This is a genomic window from Mycobacterium sp. IS-1264 (assembly GCF_001954195.1).
In the GTDB taxonomy this organism is placed as follows: Bacteria; Actinomycetota; Actinomycetes; order Mycobacteriales; family Mycobacteriaceae; genus Mycobacterium.
This window is the reverse complement of the sequence record NZ_MBES01000078.1, coordinates 1-24859: the sequence shown is the minus strand read 5'-3', so window position 1 is coordinate 24859 and position 24859 is coordinate 1. Positions and strand designations below refer to the sequence as shown.

Below are 24859 nucleotides of genomic sequence, written 5' to 3'. Positions count from 1 at the left end.
ATGACCATCTTGCGTGTCCCGCCCTCGAGTTTGACGGGCGAGGGGCCGCGGTAGCCTAACGGAATGCCAGTGGTGAAGATCAACGCAATCGAAGTACCCGCGGACGCTGGCCCCGAGCTGGAGAAGCGGTTCGCCCATCGCGCGCACGCGGTGGAAAACCAACCCGGTTTCCTCGGCTTTCAGCTGCTGCGTCCGGTCAAGGGTGAGGACCGCTACTTCGTGGTGACACACTGGGAGTCCGATGAAGCATTCCAGGCGTGGGCGAAAGGGCCTGCCATCGAAGCCCATGCCGGCCACCGGGCCAACCCCGTGGCGACGGGCGCGACGCTGCTGGAATTCGAGGTTGTGCTGGACGTTGCCGCCAACGACAAGACCGGCTAGCAAGCGGCCATCCGCGCGACGCCGGGCGGCGGCGATAAGCGCCGCCGCAGCACTGGTGGTCACCCTGGCACCCGGCTGCGCGCCCTCACCCTCGCCGCAGGCGAACGCCGCGAACCCGGGACGGCAGATCGACACCCGGACTCCGCCCGGCATTCGCGCGCAGCAGACGTTGGACATGCTGAACTCCGACTGGCCCATCGGCCCGGTCGGTGTGCGCACACTCGCCGCGCCCGACAAGGTCGAGTCGGTGGAAACCACTATGGAGGGCTTGTGGTGGGATCGGCCCTTCACCCTCGGGGGCGTCGACATCGGCGCGAGCGTCGCCACGCTGCATCTCATCTCCTCCTACGGTGCGCGACAAGACATCCGGATCCACACCGACGACGACGGGCGTGTCGATCGGTTCGACCTCGAGACGCAACCCCCGACGGTCTCCTCATGGCACGACGTCGATGCGGTGTTGAGCAAGACCGGCGCCCGCTACTCCTACCAGGTTTCCAAGGTCGACAACGGTCGCTGCGACCCGGTGCAGGGCACCAACGCCCGCGAATCCCTGCCGCTGGCATCGATTTTCAAGCTGTACGTGCTGCACGCGCTGGCGGGTGCGGTGCAAAACGGCACGGTGTCCTGGGATGACCAGCTGACGGTCACGGAGAAAAGCAGGGCCGTCGGTTCCTCGGGCCTGGAATTGCCTCCGGGAGCTCATGTTTCGGTTCGCACGGCCGCCGAGAAGATGATCGCCACCAGTGACAACATGGCGACCGACTTGCTGATCGGGCGGATGGGTACGCACGCGATCGAGGAAGCGCTCGCGACGGCCGGCCACCACGATCCGGCCAGCATGACGCCCTTCCCCACGATGTACGAGCTGTTCTCCGTCGGCTGGGGCCAACCTGATCTGCGCAACCAGTGGAAACAGGGTTCGCCGGACGACCGGGCTCGGCTGCTGACGCAGGCGAATTCCGCTCCCTATCAACCCGATCCCACCCGAGCCCACACTCCAGCCTCGAGCTACGGCGCTGAGTGGTACGGCAACGCGGAGGACATCTGCCGAGTCCATGCAGCGCTGCAGGCCGACGCCGTGGGCGCGGCCGCGCCGGTAAGACAGATCCTGTCCGCGGTATCGGGCATCCAGCTCGACCGCAACGTCTGGCCGTACATCGGCGCGAAGGCCGGCGGCCTACCGGGCGACCTGACGTTCAGCTGGTACGCCGTCGACAAGACAGGGCAGCCATGGGTGGTCAGCTTCCAGTTGAACTGGCCCCGCGATCATGGCCCGACCGCGACCGGCTGGTTCTTGCAGGTCGCCAAGCAAGTGTTCGCGCTGATCGCACCGCAGTAAACCTCACAACCGTAGCGTCCAGCGGCCGTCCCGGAAGTGCAGGACGGTTTGACTCAGTGGCGCAATGTCGATGCGCCAGAACGATTTCGGTGGGGAATCGAGGGCCAGCAGGATCGCCGCCCGGATCACTGCCGGATGCGTCACCGCGACGGTACGCGACATGTCGCCCGTCAGGGAGCCCAACCAACCACGCACCCGCGTGATCAGGTCGGCTATCGACTCCCCGCCATGCGGGGCACGGGCCGGGTCGCCCAGCCACACCTCGACGTCCGCGGACCCGATGTTCGCAAGCGCCTCGCCGCGCCACCGCCCGCAGTCGAGATCGCCCAGCCGCGGCTCCGTCGTGGCTTGCAAGCCCAGCAGCTGCGCGGTTTGGCGGGCACGCCGCTCGGGCGCGGTGAGTTGGCGACTATCGCCGGTGATCGCAAGTGCGGCAACGCTTTCCAGAAGTCGGCGCCCGGTGTCGTTGAGCGGCTCGTCGGCGGGAAAACGCCCGGCCGCCATCGCGTCGGTCATCGCGTGCGAGACCAGGGTCAGCCGGACGACCTCGGTCACGCCGCGGTGCTTGACGGGCTCCGGACTCGCTCCGCTAGCAGCCGCCCCGCGAGGATCGCAAACACCACGCCGATGGTCGCCCACAGCACCGCCTGCGTGCCCAGCGAAACCAACCGGAACTCGTAGAGATCATCGGCGGCAAAGCCGGGGTAAAGGATCGCACCCGAGGCGTCCCGCAACGGCCCGGGCGTCTCGTCCACGGCAGGAAGCAACACCAGCACTGCCGTGATCGCCACCAGATAGGCGCCGGCGGCGAGCAGCCAACCGTTCGGCGTGCCCAGCCGGGCGGCGAGCCGGCGGGCCAACCACACCCCCGCGATCGCCAGCGCCACCGACACCAGAACCGCCACCAGATACCAGCCGGTGCGCGCCCCGATCGTGTCCGCCTGCCCGACGGAGGGTGGATTCGGCGGGTACTTCAGGAACGGCACCAGGTAGACCGCGCCGAAGGCGGCCGCCGCCAGCAGTAACGAAAGCGACTGTGGCCCAATGCCTCTGGCGCGCGCCGCGACAACGCAGAACAGCGCGGCGAACAACGCGCCCATCGCAACGCCGAAAATCAGCACGCCGAAACCCAGTCCTGCGTTTGCCTGCACGGCGCGGGTGAACAACTCGGCGCCGTGCTCGTGCACGCCGTGCGCGTGCTCGGCGTCGGCTCGGCCGTCCTCAAAGGCGATCGCACGGCCGATGACGGGCTCGGCGCATATGCGGCCGAAGAGGAATGCGAGCACCGCGGCAAGCGCGCCGGCCAACAGACCGCGCGCGATCAGACGCTTCTCCACGAGCGGCCGTCAGTGGCAGGGGAAGCCGAGCAGATGCCGCGCGTCGTGCACGAACTCGTGCACGTGGGAGTCGCTGCCGAACAGCGACACGGCGCCCTGATCGACGCCGACGAAGTAGAGCGCCAAGAGCGCCAGGAAGACGGTCGCCGCCAGCCACAGCGCGGCGCTTGCCGCCGATAAATCGATCGACCGGATGTCGGTGGAATCGGACACAGTTGACTCCTTCTGGGGATATCGCGTCCCGCTTAGGTCCGACGAGCTTCGGGTCTGACTTTGACAGTGGCGCGACCGCTTCGGACTTTCACCGGATTCCGTCACTCGTTTGGCAAGCGACAGTGTAAACCGATGTCATTGTTGCGGGGGCGCGGCCCCGTAGCCGAGCTGATTCGCCGTGTACTTCGCCGCGTCGGTGATCGGCACCGCCTGGACCGCGGTGCCGTAGGCGCAGATCTCGGTCCACACGTCGCCGATCTCGGTGGTGTCGAAGCGCATCGCGACGATCGCGTTGCCGCCGCGGTTGCGCGCCTCGGCGATCAGCCGGCCCATAGCCTCGTTGCGGCTCTCGGCGAGGTTCTTGGTCATTCCGGCCAGCTCGCCGCCGAACATGGCCTTGAACCCCGCACCCATTTGGGAGAACGCGTTTCGGGAGCGAACCGTCAGGCCGAAGACCTCGCCGCAGACGCGTTGGATTTCCCAGCCCGGAAGGTCGTTGGTGGTCACGATCAGCACGGGCGGGCCCCTTACACGCGAAACGGGTGGCTAGTCCGGTTGAGACTAACCACCCATTTGCGCTGTGGCTACGGCGTGTCGGGCGCCGCGTGCGCTCCGGCTTTCTGCAGCTCCGGCTCGGGCGGAGGCTTGCGGGTTCCGGTGAACGTGAACTTCGCGTCCTCGCCGGCGCTTTCGCCGTCCCAGTTGTCCACATCGACGGTGACAATCTGTCCGGGCCCGACCTCCTCGAAGAGGATCTTCTCGGACAGCTGGTCCTCGATCTCGCGCTGGATGGTGCGCCGCAACGGGCGAGCACCCAGCACCGGGTCGAAGCCGCGCTTGGCCAGCAACGCCTTGGCCTTGTCGGTCAGCTCCATCGCCATGTCCTTGCTCTTGAGCTGGGCGGCGACCCGGCCGATCATCAAGTCGACCATCCGGATGATCTCCTCGCGGGTCAGCTGGTGGAAGACGATGATGTCGTCGATGCGGTTGAGGAACTCCGGCCGGAAGTGCTTCTTGAGCTCGTCGTTGACCTTCTGCTTCATCCGCTCGTAGTCGTTCTCGCCACCGCCCTGGGTGAAGCCCAGGCCGACCGGCTTGGAGATGTCGGAGGTGCCGAGGTTGGACGTGAAGATCAGCACGGTGTTCTTGAAGTCGACCGTGCGGCCCTGGCCGTCGGTGAGCCGGCCGTCCTCGAGCACCTGCAGCAGGCTGTTGTAGATCTCCTGGTGCGCCTTCTCGATCTCGTCGAACAGCACCACGGAGAACGGCTTGCGCCGCACCTTCTCGGTGAGCTGGCCGCCCTCTTCGTAGCCGACGTATCCCGGCGGCGCGCCGAAGAGCCGCGACGCGGTGAAGCGGTCGTGGAACTCGCCCATGTCGATCTGGATGAGCGCGTCGTCGTCGCCGAACAGGAAGTTGGCCAGCGCCTTGGACAGCTCGGTCTTACCGACACCGGACGGGCCGGCGAAGATGAACGAACCCGACGGGCGCTTGGGGTCTTTCAGACCCGCGCGGGTGCGGCGGATCGCCTTCGAGACGGCCTTGACCGCGTCCTCCTGGCCGATGATCCGCTTGTGGATCTCGTCCTCCATGCGCAGCAACCGGGTGGTCTCGGCCTCGGTGAGCTTGAACACCGGGATGCCGGTCCAGTTGCCCAGCACCTCGGCGATCTGCTCGTCGTCGACCTCGGCAACCACGTCGAGATCGCCTGAGCGCCACTGCTTTTCGCGTTCGGCCCGCTGGGCCACCAAGGTCTTCTCGCGGTCGCGCAGGCTGGCCGCCTTCTCGAAGTCCTGGGCGTCGATCGCCGATTCCTTCTCGCGGCGGGCCTCGGCGATCTTCTCGTCGAACTCGCGCAGGTCCGGCGGCGCGGTCATCCGGCGGATCCGCATCCTCGCACCCGCCTCGTCGATCAGGTCGATCGCCTTGTCCGGCAGGAACCGGTCGTTGATGTAGCGATCGGCCAGGGTGGCTGCGGCCACCATCGCCGAATCGGTGATCGACACCCGGTGGTGTGCCTCGTATCGGTCGCGCAGACCCTTGAGGATCTCGATGGTGTGCTCGACCGTCGGCTCGCCCACCTGCACCGGCTGGAACCGCCGCTCGAGCGCGGCGTCCTTCTCGATGTACTTGCGGTACTCGTCGAGCGTGGTGGCGCCGATCGTCTGCAGCTCGCCGCGGGCCAGCTTGGGCTTGAGGATCGACGCGGCGTCGATCGCGCCCTCGGCGGCACCGGCGCCCACCAGGGTGTGCAGCTCGTCGATGAACAGGATGATGTCGCCGCGGGTGTTGATCTCCTTGAGGACCTTCTTCAGGCGTTCCTCGAAGTCACCGCGGTAGCGCGAACCGGCGACCAGCGATCCCAGGTCCAACGTGTAGAGCTGCTTGTCCTTGAGCGTCTCGGGAACCTCGCCGTGCACGATGGCCTGCGCCAGGCCCTCGACGACGGCGGTCTTGCCGACGCCGGGCTCACCGATCAGCACCGGGTTGTTCTTGGTGCGCCGGGACAGCACCTGCATCACCCGCTCGATTTCCTTCTCGCGGCCGATGACGGGGTCGAGCTTGCCCTCCATCGCGGCGGCCGTCAGGTTGCGGCCGAACTGGTCGAGGACCAGCGAGGTGGACGGGCTGCCGGATTCGCCTCCGCGGCCACCGGTTCCGGCTTCGGCCGCCTCCTTGCCCTGGTAGCCGGAGAGCAGCTGGATCACCTGCTGACGCACCCGGGTGAGCTCGGCGCCGAGCTTGACCAGCACCTGGGCGGCTACGCCCTCGCCCTCACGAATCAGGCCCAGCAGGATGTGCTCGGTGCCGATGTAGTTGTGGCCGAGCTGCAGCGCCTCGCGCAGGCTCAGCTCGAGAACCTTCTTGGCGCGCGGGGTGAACGGGATGTGTCCCGACGGCGCCTGCTGGCCCTGGCCGATGATCTCCTCGACCTGGCTGCGGACGCCCTCGAGCGAGATGCCCAGCGATTCCAGCGACTTCGCCGCGACGCCTTCGCCTTCGTGAATCAAACCCAGCAGGATGTGCTCGGTGCCGATGTAGTTGTGGTTGAGCATCCGGGCCTCTTCTTGCGCCAGGACGACGACCCTGCGGGCACGGTCGGTAAATCTTTCGAACATCGGGTTACCTGCTCTCCCTCAACGTCGGTACTGAAGTCATTGTCGGCGCCGGGGCCGACACTCGCGTACCTGCCATCCACTGTAATGGTCGGCCTGCCAGGGTTCCTAACCTTGTGGTTCCCCGCGGTTCGGGGCTCGGCCGGCCCATCCGGACGATCTCCCCGCCGCCGACACAGCGGTAACTGAGGAAACGCGGCCAACCGCCAAATCGTTTCCGCAAACCCCGCGCGATCGTTTCGCCACCAGCGAAAGAACCGGCGCCCGGCGGTTGCGGCCGGGCGCCGGTAGAGACTGCGTTTCTAGGTGGCCGCGTGGAAGGCGTCGATGACGTCGGCGGGGATGCGGCCCCGCGTGGACACGTTGTGCCCGTTGCGACGGGCCCACTCGCGGATCGCCGCGCTCTGCTCACGGTCGATCGCGCCACGGCCGCGGCCGGAACCGGAACGGCCGCGACGGCGCCCGCCCACCCGGCGGCCGGCCGCTACCCACTGCTTCAGATCACTGCGAAGTTTTGCCGCATTCTTGGAAGAAAGGTCAATCTCATACGTCACCCCGTCGAGCCCGAATTCGACTGTTTCGTCGGCCGCGCCCGCACCGTCGAAATCATCGACCAAGGTGACGGTCACTTTCTTCGCCATCAGATTACCCTCGCATTTCTTCTTGAGCAGTTGCTGAGCAGATTGGATAGACTCCCCGCATCAATCTGCCATAGGAACGCAGCATACTCAATCTGGAAGCATGACGCACAGTTGAACTTCAGTGCGGACGAACAATCGGGAACAAAACTGTCTCTCTAATTGACAGTCCGGTCAAACACATCAACAACCGATCGATACCCATTCCGGTTCCGGTGCAGGGCGGCATCCCGTACTCCAGTGCGGCCAGAAAGTCTTCGTCGAGCGCCATGGCCTCGTCGTCGCCCGCGGCCGCGGCGCGCGCTTGCTCCGCGAACCTCTCGCGCTGGACGATCGGGTCGGTCAATTCGGAATAGCCGGTGGCAAGTTCGACCCCTCGCACGTAGAGGTCCCACTTCTCGGTGACGCCCGGGATGCTACGGTGCTGACGCGTCAAAGGTGTTGTCTCGACTGGGAAATCCTTGACGAAGGTGGGGGCGGTGAGGGCGTTGCCCACCGTGTGCTCCCATAGTTCCTCGACGAGCTTGCCGTGGCCGTAGCCGCGGTTGTCGGGGATCTCGACGCCGAGCCGATCGGCGATGGCGCGCAGTCGATCGACGGTCGTCTCGGGTGTGATCTCTTCACCGAGTGCCGCCGACAGCGACGGATACATTTGTATGGACGCCCATTCTCCGTCTATGTCGTAGGCACTGCCGTCCGGCAACGGTAGTTGTCTGGTGCCGATCGCCTCATCGGCTACCTCTTGAATAAGCTCGCGGGTGACCACTGCCGAATCGTCATACGTTCCATAGGTCTGATAGGTCTCCAACATGGAGAATTCCGGAGAATGCGTGGAATCGGCACCTTCGTTTCGGAACACGCGATTTAGCTCGAAAACGCGGTCGAATCCACCGACGATGCAGCGCTTGAGGAACAGTTCCGGCGCGATCCTCAGGTACAGATCGATGTCAAGAGCATTGGAATGTGTGATGAACGGCCGCGCCGCCGCGCCGCCTGCCAGTGTCTGCAACATAGGCGTTTCGACTTCGAGAAACCCGCGTCGTTCCAATGCGCCCCGTATCGCGCGGACGACGGCGATCCGCTGGCGGGCGACCGAGCGAGCCTGCGGGCGGACGATCAGGTCGACGTAGCGCTGGCGCACCCGCGCCTCTTCGCTCATCTCCTTGTGCGCGACGGGCAGCGGCCGCAGCGACTTGGCCGCCATCCGCCACGAATCGGCCAGCACGGACAATTCGCCGCGCCGTGAGCTGATCACGTTCCCGTGCACGTAGACAACGTCGCCGAGGTCGACGTCGGCCTTCCATGCGTCCAGCGCTTCGCGGCCGACCTTGTCCAGGCTGATCATCACCTGCAGGCTGGCGCCGTCGCCGTCCTGGAGTGTCGCAAAACACAATTTTCCGGAGTTGCGCGCGAAGATGACCCGGCCCGCGACGCCCACGATGTCGTCCGTCGCGGTGTCGACGGGCAGATCGGGATGGTCGGCGCGCACCTGCGCCAGGGTGTGGGTGCGTTCGATCGCGACCGGGTAGGGCTCCCGACCCTCCGCCAATAGGCGAGCGCGCTTGTCCCGGCGGATCCGGAATTGCTCAGGAAGGTCTGCTGCGTCGGCAGAGTTCACGACGTGCCAGCTTAAATGACCTGCTCTAGCCGCCCACCGCGGGAGTCGAGTGTGCGCTGACGGCGTCTTGTGTGCGTCTAGGGCGCCATGAGGTCACACTCAGCCCGAGAGAAAGTCAGCGTGCCGTCTTCAACCGGCCGCGCTGGGCGTCGCGGTTGCGCTCGAAGACCAGTCGCAGGCCCTGCAGGGTCAGGTGCGCGTCGTAGTGGTTGACCGTATGCAGCTGGGGCAGCAGAAGCGGCGCGGTGTGCCCGGTCGCCACGACCACGACGTCGTCGCCGAGGTCCTCGGAAAAGCCGTCGACGTCCGCCCGGATCCGCGTGACCAGGCCGTCGACCAATCCGGCGAAGCCGAACACCGCGCCCGCCTGCATGCATTCCACGGTGTTCTTGCCGACCACCGACCGGGGCTCGGTCAGCTCGACCCGGCGCAGCGCGGCCGAGCGGGCCGCCGCAGCGTCCGACGAGACCTGAACCCCGGGGGCGATGGCCCCGCCGAGGAACTCGCCCTTGGCCGACACCACGTCGACGCAGATCGACGATCCGAAGTCCACGACGATCGCGGCCCGGCCGAACTTGTGAAAGGCCGCCAGGCAGTTGACGATTCGGTCTGCACCGACTTCTTTGGGGTTGTCGACCAGCAGCGGGATCCCGGTGCGCACCCCCGGTTCGATCAGCACGTGCGGCACCGACGGCCAGTACTGGTCGAGCATGATCCGCACCTCGTGCAGCACCGAGGGGACAGTGGACAGGGCGACGGCGCCGGTGAGCCGCTCCGAATCCTCGCCGATCAGGCCGTCGATGGTCAGCGCCAATTCGTCCGCGGTGACCTCGGATTCGGTGCGAATACGCCATTGCTGCACGACTTTTGCGTGCTCCTTGGAGCCCGACAGCAGTCCGACAACGGTGTGGGTATTGCGGACGTCGATCGCCAGCAGCACGGCTACCGTGCGCCCATCCGCGGATCGAGTAGCTCGGCCGCGTCATCGGGCACGAAGGCCGGATCGTGGCCGAGGTCGATCGGCTTGTTGTCTGCGTCGACGAAGACGATCCGCGGCCGGTAGGCGCGCGCCTCGGCGTCCGTCATGGTGCCGTAGGCGATCAGAATCACCAGATCGCCGGGGTGAACCAGATGGGCTGCGGCGCCGTTGATTCCGATCACCCCGGAACCCCGCTCGCCGGTGATGGCGTAGGTGACCAGCCGCGCGCCGTTGTCGATGTCGACGATCGTCACCTGTTCGCCCTCGAGCAGGTCCGCGGCATCCATCAAGTCGGCGTCGATGGTCACCGAACCGACGTAGTGCAGGTCGGCCTGCGTGACCGTGGCGCGGTGAATCTTCGATTTCAGCATCGTCCGAAACATCAGTTCCTCCAATGTGATTGGGCGAGTTCGTCCGGCCCGTCGGTGCCGGCGAGATTTCCAACTTCGATCGCAATGTTGTCCAGCAGTCTGGTGCCGCCCAGCCGGGCGGCGATCAGCAGGCGTCCGGGCCGGCCGACCTGCGGCGGGCCCAGCTCGGCGTCGCGCAGCTCCAAGTAGTCGACCTCGATCGCGGGCACGGCGTCGAGCACCGAGCGCGCGGCATCCAGCGCGGCCCGGGCGCCGACCGGCGCGGCGTGCGCGGCGGCCACCAGCGCAGCCGACAGCGTGCCGGCCAGTTCGCGCTGTGCCGGATCGAGGTAGCGGTTGCGCGACGACATCGCCAGCCCGTCGCCTTCCCGCACCGTCGGTACCCCGACCACCGTGACGTCGAGGTTCAAGTCGGCCACCATCTGCCGGATCAGGACCAGCTGCTGGTAATCCTTCTCGCCGAAGAACACGCGGTCGGGACGCACGATCTGCAGCAGCTTGCACACGACGGTCAGGACGCCGGTGAAATGCGTTGGCCGCGAGCCGCCCTCGAGTTCGGCGGCCAGTGGACCCGGCTGCACGCTGGTGCGCAGGCCGTCGGGATATATCGCCGCGGCGGTCGGCGCGAACACGATCTCGACCCCTTCGCCGCGCAACAACGCCAGATCCTCGTCGAGGGTCCGGGGATAGGCGTCGAGATCTTCGCCTGCACCGAACTGCAGCGGATTGACGAAGATCGACACGACAACCACCGAGCCGGGCACCCGCCTGGCGGCGCGCACCAGCGCCAGGTGCCCGTCGTGCAGAGCACCCATCGTGGGCACCAGCATCACTCGGCGGCCGGTGTGACGCAGCGCGCGACTGACCTCGGTGACGTCTCGCGGCGTCGAATAGAGGTTGAGCTCGCCCGCCGTGAACGCGGTCGGCGCCATCGGGTTCATCGCGCCAGCACCTCGACGACATCGGCGGGAGCGTGTGCGCGCTGGGCGGTCCGCAGGGCATTCACCCGGTAAGCGTTGGCCAGCGCGGGGTCCACCCGGTCCAACGCCGCCAGGTGCGCAGCGACGGCGGCCGCATCGCCGCGCGCGACCGGCCCGGTGAGCGCGGCCTGGCCGCGTTGCAGGGTGTTCTCCAGCGCGGCCCGCGCCAGCGGTCCGACGATGCGTTCGGCGATGCCGCCCGGCTGGTCGTCGACGGTTTGTTGGCCGAGCAGTTCGCTGCCGCGCAGCGCGGCGCGCAGGGCGTCGAGCGCATCGGCGAGCACCGCCACGATGTGGTTACCGGCGTGGGCCAGCGCGGCGTGGTAGAGGATGCGGTCGTCCTCGCGGACGCAGAACGGCTCGCCGCCCATCTCCAGCACCAGGGATTGGGCGATCGCGTACCCGACGTCGTCGGCCGCGGTGATCCCGAAGCAGGTGTCGGGCAGCCTGCTGATGTCCTCGTCGGATCCGGTGAACGTCATCGCCGGGTGGATTGCCAGCGGTATGCAGTCGGACGCCAGCGGCGCGAGGATGCCGACCCCGTTGGCCCCGGACGTGTGCGCCACGATCGTGCCGGGCCGCAGCGCCGACGTCGCGGCCAGGCCGGACACCAGGCCGGCGAGTTCGCTGTCGGGAACCGCCAACAGCAGCAGCTCGGCACCGGCCGCCACATCCGGCGGCGAGAGCACGGGGGTATCGGGCAGCCGACGCTGCGCCCGCTGCCGCGATGCGTGGGAAATGGCGCTGCACGCCACGACGACGTGGTCAGCGCGCTCCAGCGCGACGCCCAGCGCGGTGCCCACCCGGCCGGCCGAGATGATGCCCACCTTGAGCCTGGCCGGGCGCAAACCGTCGAACTGCACCATCGCAGACGACCTCACTGATTTCTTCGTTCGTTCCAGTCCCAACTGGGTACCGGACGGTCACTAAGACTGTAGTCGATCGGGTGTGCCCCACCCAATGTGACGATGCCCTCAGCTCAGCCTTCCCGGCGGCGCCGACGGCCCCCGCCGGACGGCTCCACCTGTAGCCGCGCCAGCAGGTCGGCGACGGAGTGGCCACCGGACGGCGGGGCCTCGCCCGTGCCCTGCTGCGCTTCGGCCGACGGGTCGGCGCCGCCGTGCCGAGGCGCGTGCGCGGCCGGCGGTGGCGGTGCCATTTGTGGTGGCGGCGGCGCAGCGGGTGGCGACATAGGGGGCTCCTGCAGCGGCGTTGCGGCGGCGGGAGGTGGCGGCGGCGGTGCGTACGGCGGCTCGTTCGTCGGCGCATAGTTCCCGAGGTCGCGGTACTCCGCCGAATGCCGGGACGCGCGGCGATCGGGCTCGCCGTACGGCCAGGAAGGTTCGGGTTCGACGCGCGCGCCGTCCACGGGCTCGTTGGGGTGGGAATGCCGGGCGCGCCGATCCCCCGCGTCGCCTCGCCCGGGCGAATCGCCGCCGGCCCAGTGGCTGCCCCGTGCGCCCGGCGGCAGCCATAGCCCGTCGGCGGCGACGGGCTGCCAATCCTGCGTCTGCGGCTGCGGTTCCGGTTGGGGCGGCGGTGGCGGCGCGGGCGGCGGTGGGGCAGGTTGTGGCGGCCGATGAAACTGCTCGAATCGCTGCTCGGGCTGCGGCGGCGGGGCCATGTAGGGGGGTTCCTGTGAGACCAGGTAGGGCGCCTCGGGCGGGACGTCGTAGTGGCTGCGGGACGCTTCCCGCGGCGGCGGCGCCTGGCGGGGCGGCAACAGCGGCTCCTCGGGCACGTCGATGATCGCCTCTTCGTCGGCCCTCCGGTCGTGGCGGCCGAGCGGGTTGTCCTGGTAGGCCGACGTCATGCGATCGCTGGACACCCAATCGGCGCTTTCACCGTTTCGCTCCCAGTCGCTGTAGGTGCGTGCGCGCGGCGCCTCGGTCTCGAGCGTCTCCAGCGCCGGGCGGTCCTGCAGGTCGGTGTCGAACAGGATCTCCAGGCTGGTCCGCAGCGCGGCCAGCTCCGCACGTAGCGCGGCGACGTCGTCGGCGGCCTGGGCACGCAGCTCGGACGCCAGCTCGCGGCGCAGCTGGGACTCGACGGTCAGCTCGTATTCGCGGCGGGCCGAGATCTCCCGGTCCAGCTGCAGGTCGTAGACGAGCTTGAGGTCACGCACGCGGGATTGATCAGCATCGCTTTGCCGACGGTAGAGCACCGACACGAACGCGCCAGCGACTGCGGCCCACAGCGCCAGGATTACAGCGAGCTTGAGGAGTTCCACCCGATTGGTGAAAACCAGTGCGGAACTGGCCCCCATTGCGAGGACCAGCAACGCGGTCAAGAGCACCCACCCCGGCCTGCGACCGCCGCGCCGGACCCGGGCGCCGCGGGACAGAACGGTCATGGCCTGAAGAGTACCTGTGCGAGGTCAATCCGCGTGTCGCACCGGTCCGGCGTGCCGCTGGCCGTCCGGCGACCCCGGCGGGGCTTAGCCTTCCGCGCCCTCGCCGTGCTCGGTCGGATCCTGCGGGGATTTACAACAATGCTGCAGCCACAGCGCGGCAACCACGAGCGCCAGAGCGCTGACCGCCGCCACCACCGTGCCGGTGGTGTCCTCGGCGGCGACCCGCAGCCATGACCGCCGCGGCAGAAAGTACACCAGCACCCCGACCCACCAACCCAGGACGAGCGCACCGACCCACGCCGAGGCCTTGGCGACCATCACGCTGCGCGCGACGGCAAGCGGATGCAGCCATCCCGGCCCGTCGCCGATTTCGCCCTCGTTGATCTTGCCCCTCACGTGGCGCGCCCACAGCGCCTCGCCGATGGCGACCGCGAGCAGCGACAGCCCGGTCCAGATCGTGATGGGCGGGAACCACCGATACAGCTGGATGACCAGGAGATAACCCACCACCGCAGCTCCCACCACCGCGGCCGTCAGGTCACGTTTCCTGGTTGGGCCCATCAGCGCCGCGACTCCCGGTTAGCCGTGAGCGTCAGCCCGGACAACCGGACACCCTCGCGGTCCGCGCGCTCCAGCTCGGCGAGCAGGCGGGCGACCGGGCGCGGCCCCCCGGCGACGGTGAGCTGAGCGTCCGGGTCGATGGCCAGCCACGGGACCATCACGAAAGCGCGCAGGTGCGCCAGCGGATGGGGCAGCGTCAGGTTGGGCTCGCGGGCGATCAGCTCGGTGTCGTCGTAACAGGCGATCAGGTCGACGTCGAGAGTGCGCGGTCCCCAGCGTTCGCCGCGAACCCGGCCCGCCGCGCGCTCGAAGTCCTGGGCCCGCCGCAGCCAGCCCTGCCCGTCGCAGTCGGGGTCGTCGGCTATCACCACCGCGTTGAGGAAGGGCGCCTGTTCCACGCCACCCCAGGGGTCCGTCTCGTACACCGGGGAGACCGCGAGCACCGCATCGCCGAGCCCGTCGACAACCGACTGCAACCGTGCCAGCCGGTCACCGAGATTGGAGCCGATGGACAGGACGACCCGTGTCATAGCGCTCCGCCCGCCGGGACCACCGAGCCGCGGCCGCCGCGCCGCGACCGCCGGACCACCACCGCGACGTCGTCGAACCGCTGCGGTATCGGCGCCTGCGGCTTGTGCACCACCACCTCGACGGCGTGCACGCGTTCGTCGTCCATCACCTTCCCGGCGATCTCACCGCCGACGGTTTCGATGAGGTTGCGCGGCGGCCCGGCGACGACGTCGGCGGCGAGCTTGGCCAGCGCGGCGTAGTCGTAGGTGTCGGCCAGCTCGTCGCTCGTCGCCGCGTCGGCCAGGTCGATCCACACCGTGATATCGACGACGAACTCCTGGCCGTTGGCGCGCTCGTGTTCCAACACTCCATGCCGGCCGCGAACCGCCAAGCCGCGCAACTCTATTCGATCAGCCATGCGTCCACGCCCCCACGACTTTGAGCGCGTCGACCGACGCCCGCACGTCGTGCACCCGCACACCCCAGGCCCCGTGCAGGGCGGCCAGTGCGGAAATCACGGCGGTCGCCGTCTCGCGCCCGTCGGGCGGTCGCGGCGACCCGTCGGGTGCGGCCAGCAGCGTGCCGAGGAACCGCTTGCGCGAGGCGCCCAGGAGCACCGGTACACCCGTGGCGACCAACTGCGGCAGGGCGTGCAACAGCGCCCAATTGTGTTGTCCCGTCTTGGCGAATCCCAGCCCGGGGTCGATCACCAGCTTTGCCGGATCCACGCCCGCGGCGACCGCGGCGTCAACGCCGGCGAGCAGTTCGGAGCGCACCTCGGCGACCACGTCGTCGTAGTGCGGGGCCTCGTGCGGCCGTTCGGAGGACACCGAGCGCCAGTGCATCAGCACCCAGGTCACGCCGGCCTCGGCCACCAGCGGCGCCATCGCCGGATCGGCCCGCCCGCCGGACACGTCGTTGACGATCCGCGCGCCGCTCTGCAGCGCCGCCCGCGCGACGTCGGCGTGCATGGTGTCGATGCTCACGGTAATGCCCTGTGCCGCAAGCTCTTTGACGACGGGAACCACGCGCGAGGCCTCGACCCGAGAATCGATGCGGGCGGCGCCGGGCCTGGTCGACTCCCCGCCGACGTCGATGATTCCCGCGCCTTCGCTGACCATTGCCAGCCCGTGCGCGACGGCACTGTCCGCATCCAGGTAGCGCCCGCCATCGGAGAATGAATCGTCAGTGACGTTCAGAACCCCCATGACCTGCACAGGCGCCGGGCTCACTTACGCAGGATGAGGTCGAGCGCTTCCGCTCGAGAAGCGGCATTGGTTTTGAACAGACCGCGCACCGCCGACGTCGTGGTGACGGCGCCGGGCTTGCGGACACCGCGCATCGCCATGCACAGGTGCTCGGCCTCGACGACGACGATGACCCCGGACGGATCGAGTTGCCGCACCAAGGCATCGGCGATCTGGCTGGTGAGCCGCTCCTGCACCTGGGGCCGCTTGGCGTACAGGTCGACCATGCGCGCGATCTTCGACAGGCCCGTCACGCGGCCGTCCTTGCCGGGGATGTAGCCGACGTGTGCGACGCCGTGAAACGACACCAGGTGGTGCTCGCAGGTGGAGTACATCGGGATTTCCTTGACGATCACCAGCTCGTCGTGCTCTTCGTCGAACATCGTGTTCAGCACGCTGTCGGGGTCGGTGTAGAGCCCGGCGAACATCTCCCGGTAGGCACGGGCGACGCGTGACGGGGTCTCTTGCAAGCCGTCCCGCTCCGGGTCTTCACCGATGGCCAGCAGCAACTCGCGGATGGCGGCCTCGGCTCGCGGCTGGTCGAACTTCCGTACGCGTGATGTCGCGCGACGGGAACCCGGCCCCAGATCCGGCAAAGCCATCGAATCCTCCGTTCGTCAGCCGAGCGCCGGCGGGTTGGACCGGCTCACATCCTCATCCGGCTGGTCAGGGGATTTCTGCGCATCCGGGGTGGGCTGACCAGGCGGCGGATATGGCGGATAGGGCGGATAAGACTGGTGCCCCTGGCCCGGGTAGCTCGGTGCCGGCTGCGGCCAGTAGGGCTGCTGGGGCGGCGCGGGCGGATACCAATGGCCCTGCGGCTGCTGCGGCGGCCAGCCCGGCGCATGCCAGCCGGCCGGGGCGCCGTAGTCGGGCCGGGTGGGGCCATGGCCCGCACCCTGGCGTTCGCCTTGACCATGAGAACCGTTGGGGCCGTGGGTATTTCGGTCCGACTCGGCGCGGGCGGCCTCGGCGGCCTGGCTCGCCGCCGCGATGGCCGCCTTGAAGGCCGGCTCGGCGACCGGCGGGGGCCAGGGCTCGCCGCGCTCGATGGCCAGCTCGCCCGGCGTCTTGATCGGCGGCTTGTCCGACGGGATCCGGCCGCCGAAATCGTCGAACATCGTGAGCCGGGGCCGCTTTTCGACGCCGGCGAAGATCCCCTCGAGCTCGGCCCGGTGCAGGGTTTCCTTTTCCAGCAGCTCGCCGGCCAGGGTGTCGAGGATGTCGCGGTATTCGGTAAGGATCTCCCACGCTTCGGTGTGCGCCGCCTCGATCAGCTTGCGCACCTCGTCGTCGATGTCGCGGGCGACCTCGTGTGAGTAGTCGGCCTGCGTGCCCATGGTGCGGCCCAGGAAGGGGTCGCCGTGTTCGGTGCCGTACTTGACCGCACCGAGTTTGGAACTCATGCCGAATTCGGTGACCATCGCGCGGGCGACCTTGGTGGCCTGCTCGATGTCCGACACCGCGCCGGTCGTCGGCTCGCGGAACACCAATTCCTCGGCGGCGCGCCCGCCCATCGCGAACACCAACTGCGCGATCATCTCTGAGCGGGTCCGCAGGCCCTTGTCTTCCTCCGGCACCGCCACCGCGTGGCCGCCGGTGCGCCCGCGGGCCAGGATCGTCACCTTGTAGACCGGGTCGATGTCGGGCATAGCCCAGGCCGCCAGCGTGTGTCCGCCCTCGTGGTAGGCGGTGATCTTCTTCTCCTGCTCGCTGATGATCCGGCCCTTGCGGCGCGGCCCGCCGATGACCCGGTCCACCGCCTCCTCCAGCGCGGGGCCGGTGATGACGGTGCCGTTCTCGCGCGCGGTCAGCAGCGCCGCCTCGTTGATCACGTTGGCCAGGTCGGCACCGGTCATGCCGACGGTGCGCTTCGCGAGCCCGTCCAGGTCGGCGTCCGGGGCGATCGGCTTGCCCTTGGAATGCACCCGCAGGACGGCGCGGCGGCCGGCCAGGTCGGGGTTGGTCACCGGGATCTGCCGGTCGAAGCGGCCGGGCCGCAATAAGGCGGGGTCGAGGATGTCGGGCCGGTTGGTGGCCGCGATCAGGATGACGCCGGCGCGGTCGCCGAAACCGTCCATCTCGACCAGCAACTGGTTCAGTGTCTGCTCGCGCTCGTCGTGGCCGCCGCCGAGACCGGCACCACGCTGGCGGCCCACCGCGTCGATCTCGTCGACGAAGATGATGCACGGGCTGTTCTGCTTGGCCTGCTCGAAGAGGTCGCGCACCCGTGATGCGCCGACGCCGACGAACATCTCGACGAAGTCCGAGCCGGAGATGGTGAAGAACGGCACCCCGGCCTCACCGGCGACGGCGCGGGCCAGCAGCGTCTTGCCGGTTCCCGGCGGCCCGTACAGCAGCACGCCCTTGGGGATCTTGGCGCCCAGCGCCTGATACCTGCTGGGGTTCTGCAGGAAGTCCTTGATCTCGTAGAGCTCCTCGACCGCCTCGTCGACGCCGGCGACGTCAGCGAAGGTGGTTTTGGGCATGTCCTTGGAGAGCTGCTTGGCGCGCGATTTGCCGAAACCGAAGCCCATCCGGGCGCCGCCCTGCATGCGCGAGAACATCACGAACAGGCCCACCAGCAACAGCAGCGGCAGCACGTAGACGAGTAACTCGCCCAGGATGCTGCCTTCGTTGACGACGGTGGCGACCTTCGCGTTCTTGGCGTTCAGCGCGTTGAACAGGTCGACGGCGTACCCGCTGGGGTACTTGGTAATGACCTTGTCCGAATTCTCGGTGTCGTTGGTGCCCTTCTTCAGGGTCAACCGCAATTGCTGCTCACGGTCATCGATTTGCGCGCTCTTGACGTTGTCGCCGTTGATCTGTGCCATCGCCACCGAGGTGTCGACGGGCTTGTACCCGCGGGTGTCGTCGCTGAAATAGAAGAACGACCAGCCGAGCAGCACCACGACGGCGATCGCCGTCACGGTGCGAATCACGTTTTTCCGGTTCATCAATCATCGGCCGTTGCGGCCAAGTCCTTCCCTATCCACACGCAGCTGGAAAAGTCCAGGCTACCGCCTGTGGCGATCGCCAGCGCCGGTGGAGCCGGGGCGCTGGGGGTACCGCCCGCTTGCGGGGGACGGGTCGCCACCATCCCGCTCAGACAACGACTGGCTGTTCCCGATGGGCAGCCGATGGGGGCCCAGCGTGCGGCTGGCCGCACGCTCGTTGCCCAGTGTGCGGCTGGCCGCACGTTCGGCGGAGCGCCTACTCGTAATAGCGGGCCTCGATGACATTGCCGTCGGGGTCGCGGAAGTAGTAGCCGTGCGGCGCCCAACCTCGGGCCCCGTAGGTGCGGTTCAGCCGGGCGCTAGTGTCCACGCCCTCGGCCTGCAAACGGCGGTCGAGCGCGTCGTATTCGGCCTTCGACAGCGCCAGGCAGACGTGATTGATCGGATGGCCCGCGCTGCCCTCGACCTTCGTGAGGGCTTCGGTGGCGCCAGCGCTGTCGATCGGCGACAGGTCGATGATCGAGTCCTCGCTGACCCGCACGCTCGGGAACGGCGCGTCACCCGCCGCGAACTCGGCGAACCGCACGGGCGCCAGCCCAACGACCCGGGTGTAGAAGTCCATCGATGCGCGCGCATCCTTCGTCCACAAGACGACGTGGTCCAGCCGCTTCATGCGAAAGTCACCTTTCGTTGGGATGTCTTGTCGCGATATCTACCACGATGTCAGGCCTTCTCAGCCCACCGGCGTTGTGATTTGGTGAGACGATGCCCTTATCAACCGAACGGTTAGTAGACACCAATGGTGTGCAGTTGCGGGTGGTCGAAGCCGGCGACCGCGGCGCGCCCACGGTGGTCCTGGCGCACGGCTTTCCCGAGCTGGCCTACTCGTGGCGACACCAGATTCCGGCCCTCGCCGAGGCGGGCTACCACGTGCTGGCGCCCGATCAGCGCGGTTACGGCGGGTCGTCGGCCCCGGATTCGATCGAGGCCTACAACATTCGCGAGTTGACCGCCGACATCGTCGGGCTGCTCGATGACGTCGGCGCCGAGCGCGCCGTCTGGGTGGGTCACGACTGGGGCGCCCCCGTGGCGTGGCATGCGCCGCTGCTGCACCCCGACCGGGTGTCGGCGGTAGTGGGATTGAGCGTCCCGCCGCTGCCCCGCTCGCACGTGGCGCCGACCAAAGCGTGGCGCAAGCTATTCGGCGAAAACTTCTTCTACATCCTGTATTTCCAGGAACCGGGCGTCGCCGACGCCGAACTCAACGCCGATCCCGCCAGAGTGATTCGACGCATGATGGGCGGCCTGCGGGCAGACGGCGGCCAGGACGCCCTGGTGCGGATGGCTACCCCCGGTCCGCAAGGCTTCCTCGATCGCCTGCCCGAGCCCGACGGGCTGCCGGACTGGATAAGCCAAGACGAGCTCGACCACTACGTCGATGAGTTCTCCCGCACCGGATTCACCGGCGGGCTGAACTGGTATCGCAACTTCGACCGCAACTGGGAGACCACCCCCGAACTCGACGGCGCGAAAATCTCGGTGCCGTGTCTGTTCATCGGTGGGTCGGCCGATCCGGTGCTGTCCTTCACCCGCGCCGACCGCGCTTCGCAGGTGGTTTCCGGGCCGTACCGTCAGGTGATGCTCGAGGGCGCGGGACACTGGCTGCAACAAGAGCGACCCGACGAGGTCAATGCGGCACTGCTGGACTTTCTCAACGGATTGGAGCTGCGATGAACGCCCCCCTGCGCTTCGGCGTCTTTATCACACCGTTTCATCCGATCGGCCAATCCCCAACGGTGGCATTGGAATACGACATGGAGCGTGTCGTCGCGCTCGACCGCTTGGGCTTCGACGAAGCGTGGTTTGGCGAACACCACTCCGGCGGTTACGAGCTGATCGCGTGCCCGGAGGTGTTCATCGCGGCCGCCGCGGAGCGGACGAGGCACATCCGGCTGGGAACCGGTGTGGTCTCGCTGCCGTACCACCATCCGCTCATGGTGGCCGATCGCTGGGTGCTGCTGGACCACCTGACCCGCGGCCGAGTCATGTTCGGCACGGGCCCTGGCGCGCTGCCGTCGGACGCCTACATGATGGGGATCGACCCGATCGAGCAACGCCGGATGATGCAGGAGTCCCTCGAGGCGATACTCGCCCTGTTTCGCGCCGCGCCCGACGAGCGAATCGACCGCCACTCCGACTGGTTCACGCTGCGCGACGCCCAGCTTCATGTCCGCCCCTACACCTGGCCCTATCCGGAAATCGCCACGGCCGCAATGATTTCGCCGTCCGGGCCGCGACTGGCGGGCGCCCTGGGCACGTCGCTGCTGTCGCTGTCGATGTCGGTGCCCGGCGGCTACGCCGCCCTGGAAAACACCTGGGACGTGGTCCGTGAACAGGCCGGCAAAGTCGGCCGCGACGAGCCCGATCGAGCCGATTGGCGAGTGCTGAGCATCATGCACATCGCCGACAGCCGCGACCAGGCGATCGACGACTGCACCTACGGGCTGCAGGACTTCGCCAACTATTTCGGCGCCGCCGGGTTCGTTCCCCTGGCCAACACCGTCGACGGCGCGCAGACACCTCATGAATTCGTCGAAGACTATGCGGCCAAAGGCAATTGCTGCATCGGCACCCCCGACGACGCGATCGCGCACATCGAAGATCTGCTCGAACGCTCGGGTGGCTTCGGGACCCTGCTCATGCTCGGACATGACTGGGCCTCGCCCGAAGCGACGTACCACTGTTATGACCTGATGGCCCGCAAGGTGATTCCCCATTTCAAGGGACAGCTGCAGGCCTCGCGGTCGTCGCACGACTGGGCGAAGGGCCGCCGCGACCAGTTAATCGGCCGCGCCGGTGAGGCCGTGGTGAAGGCGATTACCGAGCATGTCGACGAACACAAGTTGGAAAGCGAGAAGAGCTGATGCGCGCCTCGGTATTGCGGGACGGCCGGATGGTCTACCGCGACGACGTCCCCGACCCGGTTCCCGAATCCGGCCAGGTGCTGGTCGCGGTCCGATCGTGCGGAATCTGCGGCTCTGACCTACATTTCGCGGCGCACGGGTCCGAGGTGATGGCGCTGACCGATCGGATGGGCGGCGATGCCGCGGGCGGCATGAGCCTGGACCTGAGTCGCGATATTTTCATGGGCCACGAGTTCAGCGCCGAGGTACTCGAAGCCGGACCGGACACCGAATCGCATCCCCCGGGAACGCTGGTCACCTCGCTACCCGTGTTGCTGTCCGGCAAGGGCGTCGAGCCCATCGTCTACAGCAACACGACGGTCGGCGGCTACGCCGAACGGATGCTGCTGTCGGCGCCGCTGCTGATGCCCATCCCCAACGGCCTCGATTTCAAGCACGCCGCGCTGACCGAACCCATGGCGGTGGGCCTGCACGCGGTCAACAAGTCGAGCATCGCGCCGGGGGAGACCGCCCTGGTGCTCGGTTGCGGCCCGATCGGCATCGCGATCATCGCGTCGCTTCGCGCCCGTGGCGTGGAAACCATTGTGGCATCGGATTTTTCACCGAAACGCCGGGAGCTGGCCACCGCGATGGGCGCGCATCGGACGCTGGACGCGGCCCAGGGCTCGCCCTTCGACAGCGTCAAACCCGCGGTGGTGTTCGAGGCGGTCGGGGTGCCGGGAATCATCGACGACGTGCTGTTGCGGGCGCGTCCGGGCACCCGGTTGGTCGTCGCCGGGGTGTGTATGCAGCCCGACACCGTGCATCCTTTCTTCGCGATCGCAAAGGAGATCAACGTCCAGTTCGTCCTCGCCTACAGCCCGGATGAATTCGCCGATTCGCTGCGCGCGCTCGCCGAGGGCGACATCGACGTCACGCCGCTGATCACCGGCGAGGTAGGCCTGGACGGGGTCGGCGCGGCCTTTGATGACCTCGCCGACCCCGAGCGGCACTGCAAGATTCTCGTGACTCCCTAGGCCCAGCTGGATCCCACCGCGCTGTCGGTGTTGGCCATGTTGCTGCCCGCGGACTGGACCTTTTGCCCGTGGGCGTTGGCCTGCTCGTAGATCACCTGGAAATTGCGGCCCAAGTCGGTGATGAACTGCTGGCAGGCCATCGAGCCGGCACCGCCCCAAAAGTCGCCGGCGGCAAGCACATCGCGAACGATGGCCTGGTGCTCCGCTTCCAGCGATGCCGCCTGCGCGCGGATGAGGGCGCCGTGGGCGTCGACGTCGCCGAATTGATAGTTGATCGTCATCGTTAAAGTCTCCTGTTCTTCGTTCGGTTGGTTAGCTGCCCAGGATCTGCTGGGAGGCCTGCTCTTGCTGCTCGTAGTTGCCGGCATCGCGAACCAGTCCGTCGCTGACTCCGTGCAGCATGTTCACGATGTTTCGGAACGCCTGATTCATCTGGCCCATGGTGTCCAGCGAGGTCGCCTGCGCGGTCCCACTCCAGCCCGCGCCGGAGATGTTTTGCGACGACGCCCACATCTTGCGGGCCTCGTCCTCCACGGTCTGCGCGTGCACCTCGAAGCGGCCCGCCATGTCCCGCATCAGTTGCGGATCGGTCATGAATCGTGTGGTCATTGATGGTCTCCTTTAATGAGTTGTCGTGTGTGGTGAGCGGTCGGTGATAAGACGAAAGCGCTTGTCCCCCTTTCTGTTAACCGACGAGACTGGTGCGCGGTAGGACGACTACGCGCGGCGGCTCGACGGCGCCGGATCCGCGAATCTCCATGCCTCCGACGGTGCTCGCGGGGATGCCGCGGGCCATCATCGGCGCTCCCGCCGGGGCGCCGGCCGTCGGCGCGACATCCGGTGCGGCCGTGGCCGAGACCGCCTGTCCCGCAGGGGTCCATCCCGGCGGGACCGACAGGCCGCCGACCGAAGTGGCCTGGCCCAGGGCGGCCGACGGCATCAACCGTGCCGGCATCTCCGGAACGCGGCTGGGAGCCAGCGCGGGAGACAACCGTTCCATGGCGGGCATCACTGGCCGAGGGCCGACCAATGGTTCCCGCGCCGCCATGCCGAGACTCAGAGCTGCGGGCTGTTCCATCCCGCTCAGCCCCGAGGTACCCGTGCCGGTGCCCTGCCCGAGGAGCCCGCCGAGCACGTCGCCGAAACTGCCGACGCCGGATTCGAAGGGGCCGGCCAGCGTCGACGCCGATGTCAATGCGTTGTTGGCCGCTTGGGTGGTCATCCCCTGGACGGCGCCGGCGGCCGCCCCGGCCGGATTGGTCGTGGCCGGGGCCGGCGCCATCGGTGTGAGCATGGACGCCGCCGCCGAGGCACCCGCATAGGCATACATCGCAGCCGCGTCCTGGGCCCACATCTCGCCGTAGTGCGCCTCGGTTGCCGCGATCGCGGCGGTATTGATGCCCAGGAAATTGGTCGCGATCAGGGTCATCAGCAGGGCCCGGTTGGCGGCGATCATCGGCGGGGGCACGGTGGCCGCAAAAGCCGCCTCGTGCGCGGCCGCGGCCGCGGCCGCTTGCATCCCCGCCTGCTCGGCCTGCGCCGCGGTGCTCTGCATCCAGGCCAGGTAGGGCGCGGCGGCGGCGGCCATCGATGCCGCAGACGGACCCTGCCACCCCGCGTCGGCCAGTTCCAAGACCGTCGACCCGTAGCCCGTGGCGGCCATGCGCAGTTCGGCGGCCAGACCCTCCCAGGCCGCGGCGGCGGCCAGCATCGGCCCCGATCCCGGGCCCGCGTACATCAGCGCAGAGTTGACTTCCGGAGGTAACGCACCGAAATCCATTGGTATATACCTTTCTTCGACTGTTGTTGGGTGCCAGGCGCGTTACTTGGCCGGCAACTTGTATGCGGGTGTTTTGTAGACGGGCGCGGCAGGCTCCTTGTACGCAGGCAGCGGATCCGTGTGCGCGGGCGCGGCAGGCTCCTTGTACGCAGGCAGCGGATCGGTGTGCCCGGGCGCAGCAGGCTCCTTGTAGACAGGCAGCGGATCCCTCGCCTCGGGCGCGGCAGAGGCGGCGTCGGTGGTGACGGGGGTCGCGGACCCCGCGTTGGCAGGCGCCGCGTCGGTGGTGACGGGGGGCGCGGACCCCGCGTTGGCAGGCGCCGCGTCGGCGGTGGCTGGGGCGGTAACTACACCCCGCACGGCGGCGGTTGGGGCGGTAACTACACCCCGCACGGCGGTTACGCTGCTCCGCACGGCGGCGGCTGGGGTGGTCACCCGGCGCCCACCGCGCCCGCGCCCGCCCCCCGGCGGGACCGACAGGCCGCCGACCGAAGTGGCCTGGCCCAGGGCGGCCGACGGCATCAACCGTGCCGGCA

Annotated in this window: 27 protein-coding genes and 1 pseudogene; 6 read left to right on the top strand and 22 right to left on the bottom strand. The window is 68.1% G+C overall.

Annotation, left to right across the window (positions count from 1 at the left end; all coding sequences use genetic code 11):
- Window positions 1–63 precede the first annotated feature (63 nt).
- Complete coding sequence (mhuD, locus tag A5744_RS20265; protein ID WP_076064116.1) at window positions 64–381, top strand: mycobilin-forming heme oxygenase MhuD; 318 nt, start codon at window positions 64–66, stop codon at window positions 379–381.
- Entirely contained in the window at window positions 344–1723 is a 1380-nt protein-coding gene (locus tag A5744_RS20260) for a serine hydrolase (protein ID WP_076064114.1), read from the top strand. Before mhuD ends, A5744_RS20260 begins: the two co-directional genes overlap by 38 nt.
- A 3-nt stretch (window positions 1724–1726) precedes the next feature.
- On the opposite strand, the gene A5744_RS20255 is transcribed toward A5744_RS20260, so the two are convergent.
- The 19 genes from A5744_RS20255 to A5744_RS20165 form a co-directional block, all read right to left on the bottom strand.
- Window positions 1727–2278 carry a histidine phosphatase family protein gene (locus A5744_RS20255; protein ID WP_076064113.1) on the bottom strand — a complete coding sequence of 184 codons (552 nt, stop codon included), beginning with the start codon at window positions 2276–2278 and terminating at the stop codon, window positions 1727–1729.
- Window positions 2275–3060: a CbtA family protein gene (locus A5744_RS20250; RefSeq protein ID WP_076064111.1), complete on the bottom strand. Its 786-nt coding sequence runs from the start codon at window positions 3058–3060 to the stop codon at window positions 2275–2277. Before A5744_RS20250 ends, A5744_RS20255 begins: the two co-directional genes overlap by 4 nt.
- A gap of 9 nt (window positions 3061–3069) precedes the next feature.
- Window positions 3070–3273 (bottom strand): CbtB-domain containing protein, encoded by a 204-nt coding sequence (locus A5744_RS20245; RefSeq protein WP_076064109.1) that lies wholly within the window; start codon window positions 3271–3273, stop codon window positions 3070–3072.
- A gap of 135 nt (window positions 3274–3408) precedes the next feature.
- Window positions 3409–3789: a YbjQ family protein gene (locus A5744_RS20240; RefSeq protein WP_076064108.1), complete on the bottom strand. Its 381-nt coding sequence runs from the start codon at window positions 3787–3789 to the stop codon at window positions 3409–3411.
- A 68-nt stretch (window positions 3790–3857) separates the two neighbouring features.
- On the bottom strand, window positions 3858–6392 hold the full coding sequence (gene clpC1, locus A5744_RS20235) for an ATP-dependent protease ATP-binding subunit ClpC (protein ID WP_076064106.1): 2535 nt from the start codon (window positions 6390–6392) through the stop codon (window positions 3858–3860).
- Window positions 6393–6691: 299 nt separating this feature from the next.
- Window positions 6692–7030, bottom strand: a complete 339-nt coding sequence (gene lsr2 / locus A5744_RS20230; protein WP_076064105.1) for a histone-like nucleoid-structuring protein Lsr2 — start codon at window positions 7028–7030, stop codon at window positions 6692–6694.
- A gap of 118 nt (window positions 7031–7148) precedes the next feature.
- Window positions 7149–8645 carry a lysine--tRNA ligase gene (gene lysS, locus A5744_RS20225; protein ID WP_076064103.1) on the bottom strand — a complete coding sequence of 499 codons (1497 nt, stop codon included), beginning with the start codon at window positions 8643–8645 and terminating at the stop codon, window positions 7149–7151.
- A gap of 115 nt (window positions 8646–8760) precedes the next feature.
- Window positions 8761–9585: a type III pantothenate kinase gene (locus A5744_RS20220; RefSeq protein ID WP_076064101.1), complete on the bottom strand. Its 825-nt coding sequence runs from the start codon at window positions 9583–9585 to the stop codon at window positions 8761–8763.
- Window positions 9586–9587: 2 nt separating this feature from the next.
- Window positions 9588–10007 (bottom strand): aspartate 1-decarboxylase, encoded by a 420-nt coding sequence (gene panD, locus A5744_RS20215; RefSeq protein WP_076064099.1) that lies wholly within the window; start codon window positions 10005–10007, stop codon window positions 9588–9590.
- On the bottom strand, window positions 10007–10927 hold the full coding sequence (panC, locus tag A5744_RS20210; RefSeq protein WP_139331438.1) for a pantoate--beta-alanine ligase: 921 nt from the start codon (window positions 10925–10927) through the stop codon (window positions 10007–10009). Before panC ends, panD begins: the two co-directional genes overlap by 1 nt.
- 5 nt (window positions 10928–10932) lie before the next feature.
- Window positions 10933–11841, bottom strand: coding sequence for a DUF2520 domain-containing protein (locus tag A5744_RS20205; RefSeq protein WP_076064095.1), 909 nt, complete (start codon window positions 11839–11841; stop codon window positions 10933–10935).
- Window positions 11842–11954: 113 nt separating this feature from the next.
- The gene (locus A5744_RS20200; RefSeq protein ID WP_076064094.1) at window positions 11955–13328 is read right to left on the bottom strand and encodes a DUF6779 domain-containing protein; all 1374 of its coding nucleotides are present in this window, start codon (window positions 13326–13328) and stop codon (window positions 11955–11957) included.
- Between the two features lie 84 nt (window positions 13329–13412).
- Window positions 13413–13889 (bottom strand): DUF3180 domain-containing protein, encoded by a 477-nt coding sequence (locus A5744_RS20195; protein WP_076064092.1) that lies wholly within the window; start codon window positions 13887–13889, stop codon window positions 13413–13415.
- Window positions 13889–14419 carry a 2-amino-4-hydroxy-6-hydroxymethyldihydropteridine diphosphokinase gene (gene folK, locus A5744_RS20190; protein ID WP_076064090.1) on the bottom strand — a complete coding sequence of 177 codons (531 nt, stop codon included), beginning with the start codon at window positions 14417–14419 and terminating at the stop codon, window positions 13889–13891. Before folK ends, A5744_RS20195 begins: the two co-directional genes overlap by 1 nt.
- Entirely contained in the window at window positions 14416–14817 is a 402-nt protein-coding gene (gene folB, locus A5744_RS20185) for a dihydroneopterin aldolase (RefSeq protein ID WP_076064089.1), read from the bottom strand. The genes folK and folB overlap by 4 nt, the downstream gene beginning before the upstream one ends.
- Window positions 14810–15631, bottom strand: a complete 822-nt coding sequence (gene folP / locus A5744_RS20180) for a dihydropteroate synthase (RefSeq protein ID WP_139331436.1) — start codon at window positions 15629–15631, stop codon at window positions 14810–14812. Before folP ends, folB begins: the two co-directional genes overlap by 8 nt.
- On the bottom strand, window positions 15628–16248 hold the full coding sequence (folE, locus tag A5744_RS20175) for a GTP cyclohydrolase I FolE (RefSeq protein WP_076064087.1): 621 nt from the start codon (window positions 16246–16248) through the stop codon (window positions 15628–15630). The genes folP and folE overlap by 4 nt, the downstream gene beginning before the upstream one ends.
- Window positions 16249–16263: 15 nt before the next feature.
- Window positions 16264–18603 carry an ATP-dependent zinc metalloprotease FtsH gene (gene ftsH / locus A5744_RS20170; RefSeq protein WP_076064085.1) on the bottom strand — a complete coding sequence of 780 codons (2340 nt, stop codon included), beginning with the start codon at window positions 18601–18603 and terminating at the stop codon, window positions 16264–16266.
- A 256-nt stretch (window positions 18604–18859) separates the two neighbouring features.
- Complete coding sequence (locus A5744_RS20165) at window positions 18860–19276, bottom strand: VOC family protein (RefSeq protein ID WP_076064084.1); 417 nt, start codon at window positions 19274–19276, stop codon at window positions 18860–18862.
- Between the two features lie 92 nt (window positions 19277–19368).
- On the opposite strand from A5744_RS20165, the gene A5744_RS20160 reads away from it, so the two are divergent.
- Genes A5744_RS20160 through A5744_RS20150 form a run of 3 tightly spaced genes read left to right on the top strand, consistent with a single transcriptional unit; the run spans window position 19369 to window position 22543 of the window.
- Entirely contained in the window at window positions 19369–20337 is a 969-nt protein-coding gene (locus A5744_RS20160; protein WP_139331435.1) for an alpha/beta hydrolase, read from the top strand.
- Complete coding sequence (locus A5744_RS20155) at window positions 20334–21527, top strand: LLM class flavin-dependent oxidoreductase (protein WP_076064081.1); 1194 nt, start codon at window positions 20334–20336, stop codon at window positions 21525–21527. The genes A5744_RS20160 and A5744_RS20155 overlap by 4 nt, the downstream gene beginning before the upstream one ends.
- Window positions 21527–22543: a zinc-binding dehydrogenase gene (locus A5744_RS20150; protein WP_076064079.1), complete on the top strand. Its 1017-nt coding sequence runs from the start codon at window positions 21527–21529 to the stop codon at window positions 22541–22543. Before A5744_RS20155 ends, A5744_RS20150 begins: the two co-directional genes overlap by 1 nt.
- Here the strand turns inward: A5744_RS20150 and A5744_RS20145 are convergent.
- From A5744_RS20145 to A5744_RS20135, 3 genes are all read right to left on the bottom strand, one after another.
- Window positions 22540–22824, bottom strand: coding sequence for a WXG100 family type VII secretion target (locus A5744_RS20145; RefSeq protein WP_076064078.1), 285 nt, complete (start codon window positions 22822–22824; stop codon window positions 22540–22542). The two genes, A5744_RS20150 and A5744_RS20145, sit on opposite strands and share 4 nt — an antisense overlap.
- Before the next feature lie 31 nt (window positions 22825–22855).
- A complete protein-coding gene (locus A5744_RS20140; RefSeq protein ID WP_076064076.1) occupies window positions 22856–23152 on the bottom strand; it encodes a WXG100 family type VII secretion target in 297 nt (98 codons plus the stop codon).
- Window positions 23153–23228: 76 nt separating this feature from the next.
- Complete coding sequence (locus A5744_RS20135) at window positions 23229–24323, bottom strand: PPE family protein (protein WP_076064075.1); 1095 nt, start codon at window positions 24321–24323, stop codon at window positions 23229–23231.
- 241 nt (window positions 24324–24564) lie between these two features.
- Here A5744_RS20135 and A5744_RS24825 point away from each other — a divergent pair.
- Window positions 24565–24859 (top strand): annotated as a pseudogene (locus A5744_RS24825) (hypothetical protein); the annotation flags it as partial.